Here is a 16600-nt window from a genome sequence, read left to right as displayed (position 1 = left end):
GGGTGTCAAAAAGGGTTGATGAGGAACTGACAGCCCGATTCTTTTGCTAATCAATCGAAACATAAAGTACCTGCAAGTTATGCTTGTGCTAACCTTTGATTAGGAATTGAGGGAGTTGCCATGGACAAGCTGCGCAATATGGAAGTCATGGTGGCCGTGGTGGAGGCCGGCAGCTTTGCCGCTGCCGCGCGCCAGCTGCAGATCTCCGCCGTGATGGTGGGCAAGCACATCCAGCAGCTGGAGACGCACCTGGGCGCGCGCCTGTTCCAGCGCAGCACGCGCCAGAACAGCCTGACCGAGGTGGGCGCCGCGTTCTACGACGACAGCAAACGTGTGCTGGAGCAGGTGCGTTGGGCCGAGTCCGCCGTGGAGCGCAGCCGCGCCGTGCCGCAGGGCCTGCTGCGGGTGAGCGCGCCCTTCACGCTGGGCAACCACGTGATCGCGCCGCTGGTGGCCGACTTTCTGCAGCGCCACGACCAGGTGCGTGTGGACCTGCAGCTCACCGACAGCGTGGTGGACCTGGCAGGCGAGGGCTTTGACGTGGCCGTGCGCATTGGCCAGGTGGTGAACGAGGGCCTGGTGGCGCGCCCGCTGCGCCCCTACCGCATGGTGATTGCCGCAGCACCCGCGTACCTGCAGCGCCACGGCACGCCTGAACGCGCGGCCGACCTGGCGCGCCACCAGTGCCTCAGCCACTCGGTGTGGCAGCGCCGGGTGGAATGGACGCTGCGCGATGGCAACGAGGATTTCTTCTGGCCCGAGAACGCGCGCTTTGTGTGCAACCAGGGCGATGGCCTGCGCCAGGCGGCGTTGCGCGGCCTGGGCCTGATCATGCAACCCGAGGTGCTACTGGCCGACGACCTGGCCAGTGGCGTGCTGGTGCCGGTGATGCAGCACTGCCTGCCCGTGCCGCGCCCGATGCACCTGGTGTATGCGCCCGACCGGCGGCAACTGCCCAAGCTGGCGCGGTTTGTGGAGCATGTGGTGGGCGCGCTGGGCGCAGCCTGAGCGGTGCGGGTCAGGCTTGCGCGCCGGGGGCGCGCAGCTGGAGGCTTGGGGCCTTGGGCGTGACGCCCAGTGCCGCTCACTCCACGGCGTCGCGGGGCGCCACGGGCCCGATCTTGAACACCCCGCTCACCCGCGCGCACGGCACACCGTCGGCGGTGACCAGACCCTGCGCAAACACCAGCGAGCGCGTGATGCGCAGCGGCTCGGCCTCGCCCTCCACCCAGGCGCCCAGCGGGGCAGGGGCCAGGTAGTCGATCTGCAGGCTGATGGTGGGCAGGAAGCGGTTTGACACCTGGTCGCTTTTGCGGTGCACCGACAGGGGCACCAGCATGTCGCAGAAGGTGGCCATCATTCCGCCGTGCAGGTTGCCCATGGGGTTGGTGTGGCGCGGCTCCACGCGAAAGCCGAACTTCACCACATTGCCCTGGTGCAGCACATACAGCGGGCCGTTGTGCTGGATGTAAGGGCCCCCGGCCACCAGCGGCGCAAAACCTGCGGGGATGGGGGCGGTGGTGGCATTCTCGGGGGCGTGCGTCATCAGCGGGTTTCCTTGTCTATGTCGTTGGCAAAACTGGCGTCCTGCAGGCTGCTGCGGGTGGCGTCACCCTGCAGCCAGCCGCCGTACACCGAGCGAAAGTCGGCCACGATCTGCGCGAGCGGCATGTCGTCAAACGCGCCGCGCTGGTGCACGTATTCCATGTGGCGTGCGCCTGACTTGTCGAACGGGTGGTAGATGGAATCGTTCTCGCCGTCGAACTCCAGCGGCAGCAGGCCAAAGCGCTCGCACAGCTCGATGTTGAAGGCGGGCGTGGCCTTGCGCCAGGCGCCGTCCAGCCAGATGTCGGTGTAGCCATGCCAGATGAAGAGGTCGGTCTTCATGGTCTCGCGCATGCGCTCGGTGCTCAGGTGGTTGCGCACATCGGCAAACCCCATGCGCGCCGGGATGCCCGCCGCACGGCACGCGGCCGTCAGCAGCGCGGCCTTGGGCACGCACCAGCCATAGCCGTTGGCCAGCACGGTGCTGGCCGTCATGCCTTGGGGCGACAGGTCGATGCGGTAGGGGTCGTAGCGGAAACCATCGCGCACGGCCAGGTACAGGGCCACCGCGCGTTCACGGTCGGTGGCGCCGTGCGCGTGTTGGGCGGCAAAGGCCTGGATCGAAGGTGCGTCGCTGTCGATAAGGGCCGTGGAACGCAGGTGGGTGGGCGTGGGTGCGGTGGTCATTGTGGTGTGTCTCCTGCAGTCGGACGGAGGCCAGTGTGCGGGCCTCGGGCACCCGATGCTGTCACAGGCGCGCCAGCCTTGCTGCGCCAGGGCTGGATGCCTTGGTCACACCCGCCATGCGGGCAGCTCCCAGTTGCGCCACACCGCCAGCCCGCGCAGCCCGGCGGTGAGCAGCACGCAGACCACCAGCGGCGCCCAGTCGGGAGCCTGCATCTGGCGCAGGGCCACGTCGGCCCAGCCGCCCGCAAACGCGCACAGCGCATAGGGCCGGTGGTCGCTGAAGGCCTGGGGCACCTCGTTGCACAGCACGTCGCGCAGCACACCGCCAAACACGCCGGTGGTCACGCCCATCATCACGCTGATGATGGGCGGCATGCCGACGGCGGTGGCAATGTCCACGCCCACAGCGGCAAACAGGCCCAGGCCGATGGCGTCGGGCAGCAGCATGGCGCGCTCGGTGGGCTCAAAGTGCCGCTGGCGCATGAACAGCATGGCGCCGATGCACAGCGCCAGAATGCCCCACACAAACTCGGTGTGGCGAATCCAGAAAAAGGGCCGCTGGTCCAGCAGTAAATCGCGCAGCGTGCCCCCGCCAAACGCGGCCACGAAGGCCACCACACACACGCCCACGGCATCCAGCCGCTTGCGCGCGGCGGCCATCACGCCCGACAGTGCGAAAGCCACGGTGGCGGCCACTTCCAGCACAAAGCGCAGGGTGTGCACCCAGGGGGCGTTGATGATCAGCGAATCCATGGCGACGATTGTGCCGTGGCCGCTGGCGATTCCATGGGGGGTGATCGCTATTTATTTGATAGCTATTGAGGTATGAATCAGTAGCGCTTGAGCGCATTTTGAGCAAAAAATGTGCAGATGGGCGTTGTGTATGCCTGGTGGGCCCCGTCAGGTCCCGGTGCAGCACTCGCCTGCGTCCACTCAGCGCAGCAGGCCCTCGCCCAATGCGCAGGCCACCAGCGCCAGCACACATCCGCCCAGGCCCAGCCACCCCAGCCGCAGTGCCCAGCGCTGGCTGGCCTGCGGCCACAGGTTCATGGCCAGCACCAGCAACCAGCCCAGCACCATCCATGCGGCCAGCACCAGGGCCACACCGGCGACCCAGCCAGCAGCCAGGCTGGCGGTGGTGGTCTGCAGCAGCAAGGTGCCCAGCGCCACAGCCTTGGCGCGCCATCGCGCCGCCCCCGTGGGTGTGTCATCGCCCCACGCACGGGTGGGCACTGTGCGGGCCCAGCAGGCCAGTGCCACCAGCGAGGCCAAGGCGGCGGCAATGCCCAGCAGTTCGTTCATGCGGTCTCCGAGGGCTGTGGGTGGCGCGGGGTGTGACGGGTGCGGCTGCGATGGCCCAGGCCCCGGGCCCCCGGCCGGTTGTGCAGCGGCCGCACGCTGCTGCAGGCTGCTGCCGTGCAGAACATGGCGGCCACCCAACCTTGCTGCAGCCCGGCCTTGGCTGCCAGGCCGGCACAGGCCAGCCCTGCCAGCAGCCACAGCAGGGCGCTGGTGCGGGGTGCCCAGGTGCGCACCGTGGCCGCAGGCAACCCGACAAAAAAGGACAGCAGCAGGCCCAGCATGCCGGCCGATCGAGCGGGCTCAACCGCCACGATGTGCGCCAGACGGAATGACTCCACCGCCAGCGCCGTGCAAAGCCAGAAGGGCAGGTGCGCCAGCGGTGCCAGGGGCCAGGGGCGGCCCGTGTGGGACACCACATGCCGTGGTGCCGCCGGGATGACAGCAATGGACGGGCGACTCCCCCGGCGCCGAGGAGCCTGCTGCACCCGCTGCGGGCCCATGAACGCCGCCACGCCCGCACAGGCCAGACCCGTGGCCGCAAGGCCCAGGGCCATGGCAGGCGCCAGGGCGCTACCGAGTGCCAGGCCGGTGAGCGCCGCCACAGCCAACAGCGCCCCGGTGCTGCCCAGCGTCACCCGCCACAGCGCCAGCGTGCGCAGCGCCCACGCGGCCAGGGCCGACATCAGCAGCCACACGGCAATGAGCACCCACACCGTCCACACCGGCCGCTGCGCCAGCGGGGCCAAGCCCGCAGGTCCCCACAGGTGTACGAACACCGCCACGAGGAGCGCGGCGGGCACGGTGGCATGCAGGGCCAAAAAGAAACGTTGCATGGTGGGTGTGGTGTGGAAGGTGGGGGCTGATGCCCGTCAGCCCGCCGCGATGGCGTTGCCTGCGGACGCCGGATGTGCCGCGTCGGCCTCGCGCCTGCGCTGCTGGCGCGCATCCAGCCAGATCAGCGTGCCCGAGATCGACAAAAACGCCGGGGTCATGCCCAGAAAAAAATACAGCCACTTGAGCGCCAGCCCGCCAAAGTCGCCAAAGTGCAGCGGCTCCATCAGGCTGTTGACCAGCGACCAGAAGCCCGCCGTGCGTGGATCGTGCACCTTCTTGGGAACGCCCGTGACGGCATGGATGTCCACCCGCGCGGTGCTGGCCAGGTGGCCGCTCAGGTTGCCGGTGAAACCCGCCTCGGCGGTGCCCGTGCCCCAGCGGCGCAGCGACACATAGCGCGCCTCCAGCCCCGGCACGGCCTGCTGCGCGGTGGCATACATCGCATCCAGCGACTGCATGGGGGCGGGCTCGCTGCCCTCGGCCTTGCGCGCGGGCTGAGAGGGCGCCATTGCGGCAGGGGTGGTGATGAACTTGTAGCCCTGCTCGAACAGCGGCGCCAGGCCCATCCACGCGCCGGTGGTGGCGATCAGGATGTGAAAGCCCAGCCCCCAGATGCCGGCGGACTTGTGCAGGTCCGACATCACCACGCGAAAGCTGCGGCCCCAGCGCTGGGTGAATAGCTCGGCCAGGACCTTGCGGTGGATGACGATGCCGGTGGCAATCAGCACCAGCATGGCTGCGCCGAGGAACCCCACGATCCAGCGCGGCCCGAAGAACAGGAACACATGCAGCATGCGCAGGTACTGGCCGAGCTGGCTGTCCACCGGGCCCACCACCGTGCCGGTGTCGGAGCGCAAGGCCACCTTGGTGCGGGTGTTGGCAGGCGCGCCGCGCTCGCGCACGAACGCGAAGTAGCTGGGGTTGACGGCATCGGGCAGCGCAATGGTTTCCACCGTGGCGCCTGGGTAGCGGGTCTGCAGCTGCGTGAGCACCGCGTCGAGCGAGGCCGGCTTTTCGGAGCGTGGCAACTTTGCCAGTGAAGGGTTGGCCCAGAGGTCGATCTCGTTCTTGAACACCACCACCGCGCCCGAAAAGCACACGATGAACAGCAGCAGCCCCGTGACGATGCCGGCCCAGGAGTGCAGGGTGAAGAGGCGGTTGAGCGTGCGCTGGCTGGTCATGGCGTGTGGGCGATGTAGTGGGGCGTTGCGTCAGAAGAAGTACGTCACACCCAGGCTGAAGCTGCGGGGCAATGCAGGCGAGACCACGTTGGCGTTGATCGCGCCGTCGTAGTACGCCTTGTTGAACACGTTCTTCACGCCCGCCGTCACGCGGTAGTTCTCGCCCATGTAGCTGACGGACGCATCGGCCACAAAGTACGACGGCAGCGTGAAGGGGTACGAGCCGATCTGCTCGCTCACATAACGCCCGCCCAGTCCCAGCGTCACCCGCTGGTACTGCGGCAGTTTGTAGGTGGCCCAGGCGGTGAGTGTGTGGCGCGGCGTGAGGTTGAGCGGCAGGCCCACAATCGCCGCGTTGTTGTCGCGCGTGACCTTGCTTTGTGTGTAGGTGTAGGCGCTGGTGATCTTCCAGCCGTTCTTCAGGTCGGCGCCCAGCTCCAGCTCCAGCCCGCGCGCGCGCTGCTCGCCGGTCTGTACGCTGAAGCCTGTGTTCACCGGGTCGGCGGTGGTCACGTTCTGGCGCACCAGGTCGAACACGGCGAGCGCGCCGGTGATCTGGCCGCCGGGGGCTTCGTACTTCACGCCCGCCTCCCACTGCTTGCCGGTTTCGGGCACGAAGTTCGATCCACCAAACGTCAGGCCCGACTGGGGCAGGAAGGACTCGCCATAGCTGCCATAAGCGGCCCAGCCCGGCTTGAACTCGTACACCAGGCCGGCCGACAGCGTGGTGGCGTTGTCCTTCTGGCGCGTCTGCGTGTTGGCCACGCGGTTGTTGGTGTCGTTGGTGGACCAGTCGCGGCGCAGGCCCACCAGGGCCGTCCAGCCCTGGCCGAACTTGATCTGGTCCTGCGCATACAGGCCCGCCACGGTGAGCTTGGAAGGCGCATCGCTGGTCAGCGCCTCGGGGCAGGTGGCCTGCATGCCGTACACGGGCGCGAACAGGTCCAGCGCGCCGATGCGGCAGGTGCGGCTGGCCAGCAGGCTGGTGCCGCTGCGCACATCCAGGCCCGTCACCAGCTGGTGCTTTACGCCCAGCGCCTCGAAACGTGACAGCAGCGAGGTGTCGGTGGCCAGCAGGTCGTAGTCCATGTACTGGCGCGAGGCCTGGCGGTTCTGCAGCCGCTGGTTGGCCTGCAATGCCTGGTTGGAGACGAAGTTGCCCGTGCCTTTCTCGGTCTCGTAGCGCACGTTCTGGCGGAAGGTCATGGCATCCGACAGGCGATGCTCCAGCGCATAGCCCACCGTGGTGCTTTCCACGTCATACACACCGAAGCTCGGGTCGCCCGTGAACATCGTGCGTGACAACGTGCCATTGCGGTTGGGCAACACCGTGCCGTAGGGCGTGATGCCCTGCTGGCGCATCCACTCGCTCTGGCTGTAGGTGGCAAACAGCACCAGGTCGGTCTGCGCACCCAGGTCGATGGAGAGCGAGGGCGCAAACCACCGGTCCTTGCGGTAGACGAACTGCGTGGGGTCGTCGGCGTTGGACACCTGCGCATTGATGCGAAGCGCCGTCTTGCCCGATTCGGACAGTGGCCGGTTGATGTCGGCCTGCAGCGTGCGCTGGCCGAAGCTGCCCACTTCCACACCCACCTCGTTGATCGCCTCCTTCTTAGGCCGCTTGCTCACCGCGTTGACGATGCCGCCCGGCTGCACCTGGCCATAGAGCACTGAGGCCGAGCCCTTGAGTACCTCGAAGCGCTCGTAGCCATAAGGCTGCAGCTTGGCCCACATGCCCGGGCTTTGCACCAGGCCATCGACCAGGATGGACTCGGTGGAGCGAAAGCCCCGGATATTCAGATCGTCAAACCCCCGGCGCCCAAAGTTGACCGGGCTCACCCCCGCCACGGTCTGCAGCGCTTGCTGCACGTTGGTGATCTGCCGCGATTCCATCTGCTCGCGCGTGACCACGCTGACCGACTGCGGCGTCTCCAGCCGCCGCATGGGCGCCTTGCTGGCGGTTTGGGCCTCCACGGGTGCAAAGCCCATGTCTTTTTCGGTGCTGGCGTTGATGCGGACTTCTTGGAGCTGGGGGGCGGTGGCGCTGTGGGCAGAGGCCGCGGCCTCTGCTGCCAGTGCGTCAGCCTGCTGGGCCATTGCGGCCTGGGCCAGGCAGAGGGCAAGGGGTGTCAGGGCGAACAGACGGGCTTGGCAGACCGAAGGAATGGCATGCGCCAAAGTGCGGGCAGCGCTGGACGCCAGGGCTGCGCGAGAGGGCTGGAAAGGCATGGATGTCCCGTTGGAGAGTGGGCAAAACGCGGAGTGCACTGGCTCGCGTGATGTCCCGGGACGCTGGCTGGCTGAAGGTGATGGATTGTAATGCGAATGATTATCTTTTGCGACAATGGTACTGCATTCCTTTGCTCCGGCTTTGGTCGCGTGCGACCGGCCGCCAGCCTTTCTTGGGGATGGCGAATTGGGGCAAACTCCCGGGCTGCTGATCGTTGAGAGGACGTCTGGTGAGACGCTTTGCTGCAGTCCTGGGACTGACCCTTGTCCTGGGCCCCTTGCTGTGGGTCACGGCCATGATGCTGTTCCACGACGGCCCTCCACCTGCGTGCAATTTCTACACCGTTCCCGTGACCTTCACCTCCGTGGTGCCCCGGCAGCACCCCCGAGGAGGCAACCGGGTGGGCGTACCAGACGTGCAGTTTTCTTATGTCTTGGAAGGACGGCGGTACACGAGCACGAAGCTCTTTTGTGAATCGCCTGCCAACGCGTCCTACGAGCATGGCCGCATGCGCGAGTTTGTGAAGCAAGCGCCGGGCAGCTCCGACATCGTTGCCTGGGTGCCGAGCGGTGATGCCGGGGCGGGCTGTATTTCATTGAGCCCTGTGTTCGGATACAGCCGGGTCCATGAGGCCGCCCCCTTGTGCCGGCGGTAGCGGGCTGCGTTGAGGGCAAGCACTGAGGCCACGCGGGGCCGCAGCCCTGCGTCGATAGCGTTGGCTACTTTCCTGGGGTGCTGTTGGATGCTATTGAATGAATAGCAATGTGGGCAATAAAGATAAGCGCTAAGGTTTGTTTTTGTCGGAGGTACTGGTGTTCAAGGGGGCGTCCCCGCCAGGGCCATCCTCCGTTGCGGCGTAGCCCGGGTATGCACCAGCGGCCGCATCCAGCGCCGCACTCTCCTGCCGCTCCCGCGCCATCTGCTCCGCAAACTGGTTGCGACCTTCGCGCGCCACGGCGATGAACTTGGCGCGGTCCTTGTGGTGCGGGTACATGCGGTCGGCCAGGGCGATGTTGTGGGTGCGAAAACGCTGGGTGATGGCGGTGGCTTGCGCGGGGGGCAGGCCCATCAGCTCCAGCACGGTGTGGGCGCTTTGCAGGCTGGACTCGAACAGCTCGCGCTGCACCAGCGTCACGCCCAGGTCGCGCAGCTTGTTCCAGTGCGTCACATCGCGCGCGCGGGCCACGACCTGCAGGTGCGGGAAGTGTTCGCGCGCCAGCTTGGCGATCTGCAGGGACTGCTCGGCATCGTCCACGGCCACCACCAGGATGCGTGCGTGTTCGGCCCCGGCGATGCGCAGCAGGTCGAGCCGCGTGGCGTCGCCGTAGAACACGCGGTAGCCAAAGGTGCGCGCCACCTCCAGCATGTCCACGCTGTGGTCCAGCACGGTGGTGGGGATGCCCTGGGCCAGCAGCACGCGCGAGACGATCTGCCCGTAGCGGCCGAAGCCCGCGATGATGATGGGCGCCTCTTGGGGCTCGGAGATTTCCTCGGCCTGGGGCGTGGCGGTCTTGAGCTGGGCATAGCGGCGCAGCAGCACCCGGTCCAGCAGCACCAGCAACAGCGGGCTGATCAGCATCGACAGCGCCACGGCTCCAATCAGCAGCGAGGCAGTCTCGGCCGGGAACACGTTGGCGCCGGCGGCGGCCTGGAACACCACAAACGCAAACTCGCCGCCCTGGGCCAGCAGCAGGGTGAAGACAGGGCGCTCCTGGTAGGGAATCTCGACCACCTTGGCCAGGGCGTAGATGACCACGGCCTTGGCCGCCAGAAAGCCGACCAGGATGGCGGCCATGAGCCCGGGCGAGCGCAGGATCACGCCGAAGTCGATGCTCATGCCCACGGCGATGAAGAACAGCCCGAGCAGCAGGCCCTTGAAGGGCTCGATGTCGGCCTCCAGCTCGCGGCGGTATTCGCTGTCGGCCAGCAGCACGCCGGCGAGGAAGGCGCCCAGCGCCATCGACAGGCCCACCAGCACCATCAGGTACGCAATGCCCACGACCAGCAGCAGCGCGGCGGCAGTGAAGATCTCGGGGGTGTTGCTCTTGGCGATCCAGCGCAGCACGGGGCGCAGCAGCAGGCGCCCGCCAAGGATGATGGCGGCGATCACGCCGACGATCTTCAGCACCTCCAGCACCATCTCGCCCGGGGTGTGGCCTGCGCCTTCACCGGCGGCCGCGCCCAGCACGGGCAGCAGGGCCAGGATGGGGATGGCCGCCACGTCCTGGAACAGCAGGATGGAGAAGCCGGCCTGGCCGCTTTGTGTGCGCATCAGGTTGCGCTCGGCCAGCGATTGCAGCGCAATGGCGGTGGACGACAGCGCCAGGCCCAGCGCGCCCACCAGGCTTACGCGCCAGGGCAGGCCGGCCAGCGCACCCAGCGCGAACAGCACCGCCGCGCAGCCCAGCACCTGGGCGGTGCCGGTGCCAAAGATGGGGCGGCGCAGAGCCCACAGGCGGCTGGGTTGCAGCTCCAGCCCGACCAGGAACAGCATGAGCACCACGCCGAACTCGGCGAAGTGCAGGATGTCCTGCACGTTGCTCACCAGCCCCAGGCCCCAGGGCCCGATGGCGATGCCCGCTGCCAGGTAGCCAATGATGGCGCCGAGGCCCAGCGCCTTGGCAATGGGCACGGCCAGCACAGCGGCGGTGAGGTACAGGAAACCGTAGGTGAGCCAGGTGGGGGCGTGTTCCATGGATGGGCGTGCGCTTGGGGGTCGTCGTGGGGAGGCAGAACACCGCGCCCCCGAGGAGTGGGGCGGGTGTGGCAGATTCTGGCACCGCTGCAAGGCGTTGGGTTGGGTGCCGTGGGTTGGATCTGTAGCGCTATTTATTTGATAGCTATTAAGGCATGATTATCTAGCGCCTGAGCCTGTTTTTATGCAGATCATGGTGCACGGAGCCCCGCGTTGCTAAGATGCGGGCCCTTCTTCGCACACAGGCACGGTGACCCATGGATCTGCAGACTTGGCTGGCTTTTTTTGCGGCGTCGTGCCTGATTGCGGTGTCGCCGGGCTCGGGGGCTGTGTTGTCGATGAGCCATGGTCTGTCGTTCGGTGTGCGCAAGACGGGCGCCACCATCCTGGGCCTGCAGCTGGGGCTGTTGCTGATTTTGCTGATTGCCGGGGCGGGTGTGGGCTCGCTGCTGCTGGCGTCCGAGGTGGCGTTCAGCATCGTCAAGGTGCTGGGCGCCTGCTATCTGATCTATGTGGGCTTCTGCCAGTGGCGTGCTGGTGATAAATCGCCGGTACAAGGTGATGAGACCGAGTCGGCGGGCACCTGGCAAAAACGCTGCCTGACCGGCTTTCTGACCAACGCCACCAACCCCAAGGGCATCATCTTCATGGTGGCCGTGCTGCCCCAGTTCATGACCGACACGCGCCCGCTGTGGACGCAGCTGCTGGTGATGGCCGCCACCACGGTGACGGTGGACGTGGTGGTCATGCACGGCTACGCTGCGGGGGCGAGCGCGCTGCGCCGCCTGATGCGCAGTGCGCGGGCCGTGCGGGCGCAGAACCGCGTGTTTGGCGGTTTGCTGATGGCGGTGGGGGCGGGGCTGTTCTTCGTCAAGCGCGGTGGTCAGCACGCCTGAGGCGGCTGTGGCACCGCTGGGGTGTCAGAGGGTGCTTCTGATTTGATAGCTGCTAGCGCATATGAATATTGCGCTTGAGGCTGATTTGGCTTGTATTTTCATGGACCTGCAGATTCCAAGGAGCTTGTCATGCCAGTAGTTGTTGTCGCCAACCCGAAGGGCGGAGTGGGCAAGTCCACGCTGTCCACCAACATCGCGGGCTACTTTGCCAGCCAGGGGCATCCCGTGATTCTGGGCGACACCGACCGGCAGGAGTCCGCCCGGCTGTGGCTGGGCCTGCGCCCGCCCGCTGCGCGCCCCATCGGCAGCTGGGACACCAGCTCGGACGTCATCAGCCGCCCGCCCAAGGGCACTACGCATGCGGTGCTGGATACCCCCGCCGGCCTGCACGGCTGGCGCCTGAACGATGTGCTCAAGCTGGCTGACAAGGTCATCGTGCCGCTGCAGCCCAGCGTGTTCGACATCTTTGCCACGCGGGCCTTTCTGGACCAGCTGGCCGAGCACCGCCACGCCGCCGGGGTGCCCGTGGGCATCGTCGGCATGCGGGTGGATGCGCGCACCAAGGCGGCCGAGCAACTGCATCATTTTGTGGACAGCCTGGGGTTTCCGGTGCTGGGCTATCTGCGTGACACGCAGAACTACATCCACCTGGCAGCACACGGCCTCACGCTGTTTGACGTGGCCCCTGGCCGCGTGGCACGCGACCTGGAGCAGTGGCAAGGGATCTGCACGTGGCTCAATTCTTGAAGGACAGCGTGAAGCACGACGTACATCCAATCCCCCGGGAAAACACCTGTCACCCGGCAGACAAGGCGCGCCGGAGCGCAGGGCTACATTGCAACGATGAAAATCTTCCGCTCATATTCCGAAGTCAGCGCCTGCGTGGGCCAGGAGGTCGCCGTGACCGACTGGATCACCATCACGCAGGAACAGGTCAACCTGTTTGCCCAGGCCACGGGCGACCACCAGTGGATCCATGTGGACCCCGAGCGTGCCAAGGCCGGGCCGTTTGGCGCGCCCATTGCGCACGGGTTTCTCACGCTGTCGCTGATTCCGCAATTCTTCGAGACGGGCCTGACCATCGAGGGTGCGCGCATGGGCGTCAACTACGGGCTGAACAAGGTGCGTTTCACCGCGCCGGTGCCGGTGGGCAGCCGCTTGCGGGCGCGCCTCACGCTGCAGGCTGCCGAGCCCGTGGCGCCCGATGGCATGCAGATGACTTGGCTGGTGACCGTGGAGCGCGAGGGCAGCGACAAGCCGGTGTGTGTGGCGGAATCCCTCGCGCGCAACTTCGGCGCTCCGGCCTGAGCCGGTTCGCCATCGGGCAGGAGGTCTGAACCATGGACCGCCTGCAAGCCATGAAAATTTTCGAGCGCGTGGTGGAAGAGGGCGGCTTTGCCGCCGCTGCCCGCGCCATGGACATGTCGCCCCCCGTGGTCACCCGCATGGTGGCCGAGCTGGAGCAGCACCTGGGCACGCGCCTGCTGCAACGCACCACCCGCAAGCTGGCTCTGACCGACGCGGGAGAGTCGTACCTGCAGCGGGTGCGCGCCATCCTGCATGAGATCGATGATGCCGAGGCCGCTGCCGCTGCCAGCACGCGCGATCTGCGCGGCACCATCCGCATCGTGGCGGCACCAGTGCTCGCCACCAACTTTCTGGCACCCTTGGTGGCGGTGTGGCATGCCTACTACCCCAAGCTCATGCTGGACATCAGCATGGACGCCTATGCCTCCAGCCGAGTGGATGAGTTCGATGTGACCATCATGGTGGCGGGCGAGGACTTTGACGCCAACATCGTCGCGCGCCCCCTGGTGCAGGGGGAGGCGATTGTGGTGGCGTCCCCCGACTACCTGGAGCGCCGGGGCATTCCCCGTGAGCCACAAGACCTGATTCACCACGACTACCTGCGCGATTCGAGCGCGCCCGTGCGCCTGCAGTCAGGGCCCGGCCGCAAGCTGCGCCTGCAGTCGCTGCGGGCAGACGTGCCGGATGAAGAAGTGGACGCACCGGCGGTGTTGCAGTCCGTCAGCACCGAGCTGCTGATGCGTGCCGCTGTGGACGGGGCGGGCGTGGCTGTCACGTCGCGCCTGCTGGCCGAGGAGCACCTAGCCCGCGGCGAGCTGGTCCACATCCTGCCCGGCTGGATCTTTTCGCGTTACACGATCTATGCGGCGCTGCCCTCGGGCCGCATGCTGCCCGCGCGCACGCGGGTGTTTCTGGACTTCCTGACCGAACACGTGCCCCGCGCCATGGCGGAAAAGTCCGGCCAGCTCAGTTGAGCTGCGCGAACCCGCTGATGATCGTGCCTTCGGGCTCGACCATGACCTGCCCGTCGGGCATGGCAAAGCTGTTCTGGCGCCAGGCCTCGAACACGGTCACCGCCACCGCGTTGGACAAATTGAGGCTGCGCTGACCCGGCACCATGGGCAGGCGCAGGCGCTGCGCCGGGGGGAAGCTCTCGCGCAACTCTGGGGGGAGTCCCCGCGTTTCAGCGCCAAACACCATCCAGTCGCCGGGCAGGAAGCACGTGGAGTGCACGGGTTGTGAGCCATGCGTGGTCATCGCAAACATGCGGGTCGGGTCCGGCTGGGTGTCTCGCAGAAAGGCCGTCCAGCCCGCATGGACCTGCACGCTGGCGTATTCGTGGTAATCCAGCCCTGCCCGCCGCATCTGGCGGTCTTCCATCGAGAACCCCAGGGGCTCGATCAAGTGCAGCGAACACCCGGTGTTGGCCGCCAGGCGAATCACGTTGCCGGTGTTGGGCGGGATCTCGGGTTCGACGAGGACGATATGGAACATGACCGCCATTGTCATCGTTGGACCTGTGAGTTGAGCAACCGCTCGTAATCAAAAGTATCCCTTTGGTAGGTGTGCACTACCTCCTCGGTTCCTGTCCGCTACCTGTCTGGTGCTTTTCAGTCCAGCTCCGTGCGCGCCAGCACAGCGGCTGTGACGTGCGCGACACCCGCCTCGCGCAGTGCCAACGTAGCAGCATGCAGGGTGGCGCCCGTGGTCATCACGTCGTCGATCAGTACCACCCGCTGGCCGCGCAGGCTGGCTGCGCGGGCGGGTTCAACGGCGAAGGCGCCACGCAGGTTGCGCAGCCGCTGCGCCCTGGGCAGGCCGCTTTGTGCCTCGGTGGCGTGCAGGCGCAACAGCGTGTGGCCGTCTGCCTTGGCACCAGCCAGTTGCCTCGCCAGCAGGGCCGCCTGGTTGAAGCCCCGCTCGCGAAGGCGCTCGGTGGACAGGGGCACCGCCAGTACCCGGTCGGCCGCGTCCAGTGCCGGCTCCATCCAGGGTGTGCTGCGCATGAGGGTGGCCAAGGCCCTGGCCCACCCCGGATCGCCGCGAAACTTGAACTGCGCCAGGGCGTCGGCCCAGGGGTAGGCGTAGTCCACGGCGGCAATGCAGGCGTCGAAGCTGGGCGGGTTCTGCAGGCAGGCGCCGCAAACGTCAACCCCTGCGGGCACCCGAAGTGCACATCGCCGGCAACGCGTGGCGGGCTGGGCGAACCGCATCACGCAGGCGTTGCAGACACGCTGCGATGGCCATGCGTGGCACACGGCGCACTGGCTGGGCACTTTGTCCACCCAGGCGTGGAGGCGGCGTGAAATCCCTGGCAAACCCAAAAAGAGCATGAATCAATATACTCGCGCGTCCTTCTGCACCGCCCATGTCCTCCGAGCGTCCCCCCACCATTGATCCTGTTGCCGCCGCCCGCTGGCATGCCGCAGCCCCGGCTGCGTCCCCTTGGCTGCACGAAGAAGTGGCGCGCCGCATGGAGGACCGACTGCAGTGGATTCGCCAGGCCCCAGAGTCTTGGTGCCACTGGGACCCAGTGCGTGGCGGTCTGCAGGCGCATGCCCTGGTGAGTGCTCGCTACCCGCAGGCGCGCTGCCAGGTGTACGAAACCAGCGCGCATTGCGAACCCGTTGCGAGGCAGGCATTGGCCAAGCCCTGGTGGAACCCCACCCGCTGGGGTGCTGGGGCCCTGCAAATGGGGCCTCCGGCCGATGCCAGTGTGCAGATGTTGTGGTCCAACATGGCGCTGCACATGGCGGCCGACCCGCAAGACCTGATTGGCCGCTGGCATCGCGCCCTGGCGGTGGACGGTTATCTGATGTTCTCGTGTCTCGGACCGGACACGCTGCGCGAACTGCATGGCGTGTACGCCGTCTTGGGCTGGCCGCCTGCGGGCCATGCCTTTACCGACATGCACGACTGGGGCGACATGCTGGTGCACGCAGGTTTTGCAGAGCCGGTCATGGACATGGAGCGCATCACGCTCACATTTGCCACGCCCGAGCGGTTGGTTCAGGAGCTGCGCGAGCTGGGTGTCAATTTGCACCCTGATCGCTTTCCCTCATTGCGCGGACGGCGCTGGCGCGACAAGCTCTACCAAGTGCTGTCTGAGCGTCTGGCCGATTCGGGCCAGGATGGTCAGTTGGCACTGACTTTTGAAATCATCTATGGCCATGCCTTCAAGCCTGCACCCCGGGTGCGCGTCAGTTCCAGCAGTGCGGTGTCGCTGCAGGACATGCGTGCCATGTTGCGCAAGGGCGGCACTGAGAACTAACCTGTAACGGCGTGTCAATGACTTGGAACAAGGCACGCTACAATTCTTGGTTACTGAGATTTCGGGCATCTTCCCGCGCAATTTGGCAGGCTGTGCCTGTTGTGCCCAAGGCGCAACGTGTGCTGCAGCCGGCAGTCTTGTGAGCACTCACGGTGACGGGCTTGGTTTTTCGTTTTGCCACGGTGTCGGGTCAGCGCATTGACTGGCGTCTGGTTCGCAATTGTTCGGTCACGCCGACGCAATTGGGCTGGATGTACCTGTCGCTGTGTGTGGTGTCCCTGGGGATCGCGACATTCTTCTGGATGCTCGGCGCCCACCTGGTGATGCCCTTCGCCTGGCTCGAAATCGTGGCAGTAGGGATTGCATTCGCCATGTACGGTCGCCATGCGGCGGATGGCGAGAGGATTTCATTGCAGGGCTCACGCCTTGTGGTGGAGCTGGAGACAGCAGGCAGGCTGGAGCGCGCGGAGTTTGACCGGAGCCGGGTTCGCGTAGAGCCCAAGACGGGAGACCATTCGCTGATCACGCTGTCTGCTCAGGGCCGTTCGGTGGAGGTGGGGCGCTATGTGCGCCCAGAGCTCCGGCCGGCCCTGGCATCGGAGATCCGCATGGCCTTGCGCGCTGCCTGACCCCACGCAGGCGCGCGTAAGG

General features: G+C 66.6%; 17 protein-coding genes. 7 read left to right on the top strand and 10 right to left on the bottom strand.

Features of this window, described 5'->3' with window-relative positions; genetic code table 11:
• Positions 1-120 precede the first annotated feature (120 nt).
• Positions 121-1008 (top strand): LysR family transcriptional regulator, encoded by an 888-nt coding sequence (locus ASC83_RS18625; RefSeq protein WP_056066055.1) that lies wholly within the window; start codon positions 121-123, stop codon positions 1006-1008.
• Between the two features lie 76 nt (positions 1009-1084).
• Here the strand turns inward: ASC83_RS18625 and ASC83_RS18620 are convergent, their stop codons facing one another.
• From ASC83_RS18620 to kefC, 8 genes are all read right to left on the bottom strand, one after another.
• Entirely contained in the window at positions 1085-1546 is a 462-nt protein-coding gene (locus tag ASC83_RS18620) for a PaaI family thioesterase (RefSeq protein WP_056066051.1), read from the bottom strand.
• The gene (locus ASC83_RS18615) at positions 1546-2232 is read right to left on the bottom strand and encodes a transglutaminase family protein (protein ID WP_056066048.1); all 687 of its coding nucleotides are present in this window, start codon (positions 2230-2232) and stop codon (positions 1546-1548) included. Before ASC83_RS18615 ends, ASC83_RS18620 begins: the two co-directional genes overlap by 1 nt.
• A gap of 105 nt (positions 2233-2337) precedes the next feature.
• A complete protein-coding gene (locus tag ASC83_RS18610) occupies positions 2338-2985 on the bottom strand; it encodes a trimeric intracellular cation channel family protein (protein WP_056066046.1) in 648 nt (215 codons plus the stop codon).
• A 180-nt stretch (positions 2986-3165) separates the two neighbouring features.
• The gene (locus tag ASC83_RS18605; RefSeq protein ID WP_056066043.1) at positions 3166-3534 is read right to left on the bottom strand and encodes a hypothetical protein; all 369 of its coding nucleotides are present in this window, start codon (positions 3532-3534) and stop codon (positions 3166-3168) included.
• A complete protein-coding gene (locus ASC83_RS18600) occupies positions 3531-4367 on the bottom strand; it encodes a hypothetical protein (RefSeq protein WP_056066040.1) in 837 nt (278 codons plus the stop codon). The genes ASC83_RS18605 and ASC83_RS18600 overlap by 4 nt, the downstream gene beginning before the upstream one ends.
• Before the next feature lie 36 nt (positions 4368-4403).
• A complete protein-coding gene (locus ASC83_RS18595) occupies positions 4404-5549 on the bottom strand; it encodes a PepSY domain-containing protein (RefSeq protein WP_056066038.1) in 1146 nt (381 codons plus the stop codon).
• A 30-nt stretch (positions 5550-5579) separates the two neighbouring features.
• Positions 5580-7778, bottom strand: coding sequence for a TonB-dependent siderophore receptor (locus ASC83_RS18590; RefSeq protein ID WP_082522519.1), 2199 nt, complete (start codon positions 7776-7778; stop codon positions 5580-5582).
• A gap of 785 nt (positions 7779-8563) precedes the next feature.
• Positions 8564-10474 carry a glutathione-regulated potassium-efflux system protein KefC gene (gene kefC, locus ASC83_RS18580; protein WP_056066030.1) on the bottom strand — a complete coding sequence of 637 codons (1911 nt, stop codon included), beginning with the start codon at positions 10472-10474 and terminating at the stop codon, positions 8564-8566.
• Between the two features lie 257 nt (positions 10475-10731).
• Here kefC and ASC83_RS18575 point away from each other — a divergent pair, with 257 nt between their 5' ends.
• From ASC83_RS18575 to ASC83_RS18560, 4 genes are all read left to right on the top strand, one after another.
• Positions 10732-11370, top strand: a complete 639-nt coding sequence (locus ASC83_RS18575; protein WP_056066027.1) for a LysE family translocator — start codon at positions 10732-10734, stop codon at positions 11368-11370.
• Between the two features lie 129 nt (positions 11371-11499).
• Positions 11500-12117: a ParA family protein gene (locus ASC83_RS18570; RefSeq protein WP_056066024.1), complete on the top strand. Its 618-nt coding sequence runs from the start codon at positions 11500-11502 to the stop codon at positions 12115-12117.
• A gap of 96 nt (positions 12118-12213) precedes the next feature.
• Positions 12214-12678, top strand: coding sequence for a MaoC family dehydratase (locus ASC83_RS18565; RefSeq protein ID WP_056066019.1), 465 nt, complete (start codon positions 12214-12216; stop codon positions 12676-12678).
• A 32-nt stretch (positions 12679-12710) separates the two neighbouring features.
• Positions 12711-13652, top strand: a complete 942-nt coding sequence (locus ASC83_RS18560; RefSeq protein ID WP_056066016.1) for a LysR family transcriptional regulator — start codon at positions 12711-12713, stop codon at positions 13650-13652.
• Here ASC83_RS18560 and ASC83_RS18555 read toward each other — a convergent pair.
• Both ASC83_RS18555 and ASC83_RS18550 read right to left on the bottom strand, forming a co-directional pair.
• Positions 13645-14172, bottom strand: a complete 528-nt coding sequence (locus ASC83_RS18555) for a tRNA (cytidine(34)-2'-O)-methyltransferase (protein ID WP_056066014.1) — start codon at positions 14170-14172, stop codon at positions 13645-13647. The two genes, ASC83_RS18560 and ASC83_RS18555, sit on opposite strands and share 8 nt — an antisense overlap.
• A 116-nt stretch (positions 14173-14288) precedes the next feature.
• Positions 14289-15011 carry a ComF family protein gene (locus ASC83_RS18550; RefSeq protein WP_056066011.1) on the bottom strand — a complete coding sequence of 241 codons (723 nt, stop codon included), beginning with the start codon at positions 15009-15011 and terminating at the stop codon, positions 14289-14291.
• Positions 15012-15046: 35 nt separating this feature from the next.
• Here ASC83_RS18550 and ASC83_RS18545 point away from each other — a divergent pair, with 35 nt between their 5' ends.
• Positions 15047-15949: a methyltransferase domain-containing protein gene (locus ASC83_RS18545; protein WP_056066009.1), complete on the top strand. Its 903-nt coding sequence runs from the start codon at positions 15047-15049 to the stop codon at positions 15947-15949.
• Between the two features lie 152 nt (positions 15950-16101).
• Entirely contained in the window at positions 16102-16578 is a 477-nt protein-coding gene (locus ASC83_RS18540; protein WP_056066007.1) for a DUF2244 domain-containing protein, read from the top strand.
• Positions 16579-16600 lie beyond the last annotated feature (22 nt).

The organism is Acidovorax sp. Root402, from assembly GCF_001425125.1.
Taxonomy (GTDB): domain Bacteria; phylum Pseudomonadota; class Gammaproteobacteria; order Burkholderiales; family Burkholderiaceae_C; genus Acidovorax; species Acidovorax delafieldii.
The sequence above is the reverse complement of the archived record's forward strand: the minus strand, read 5'-3'. Positions and strand labels throughout refer to the sequence as shown.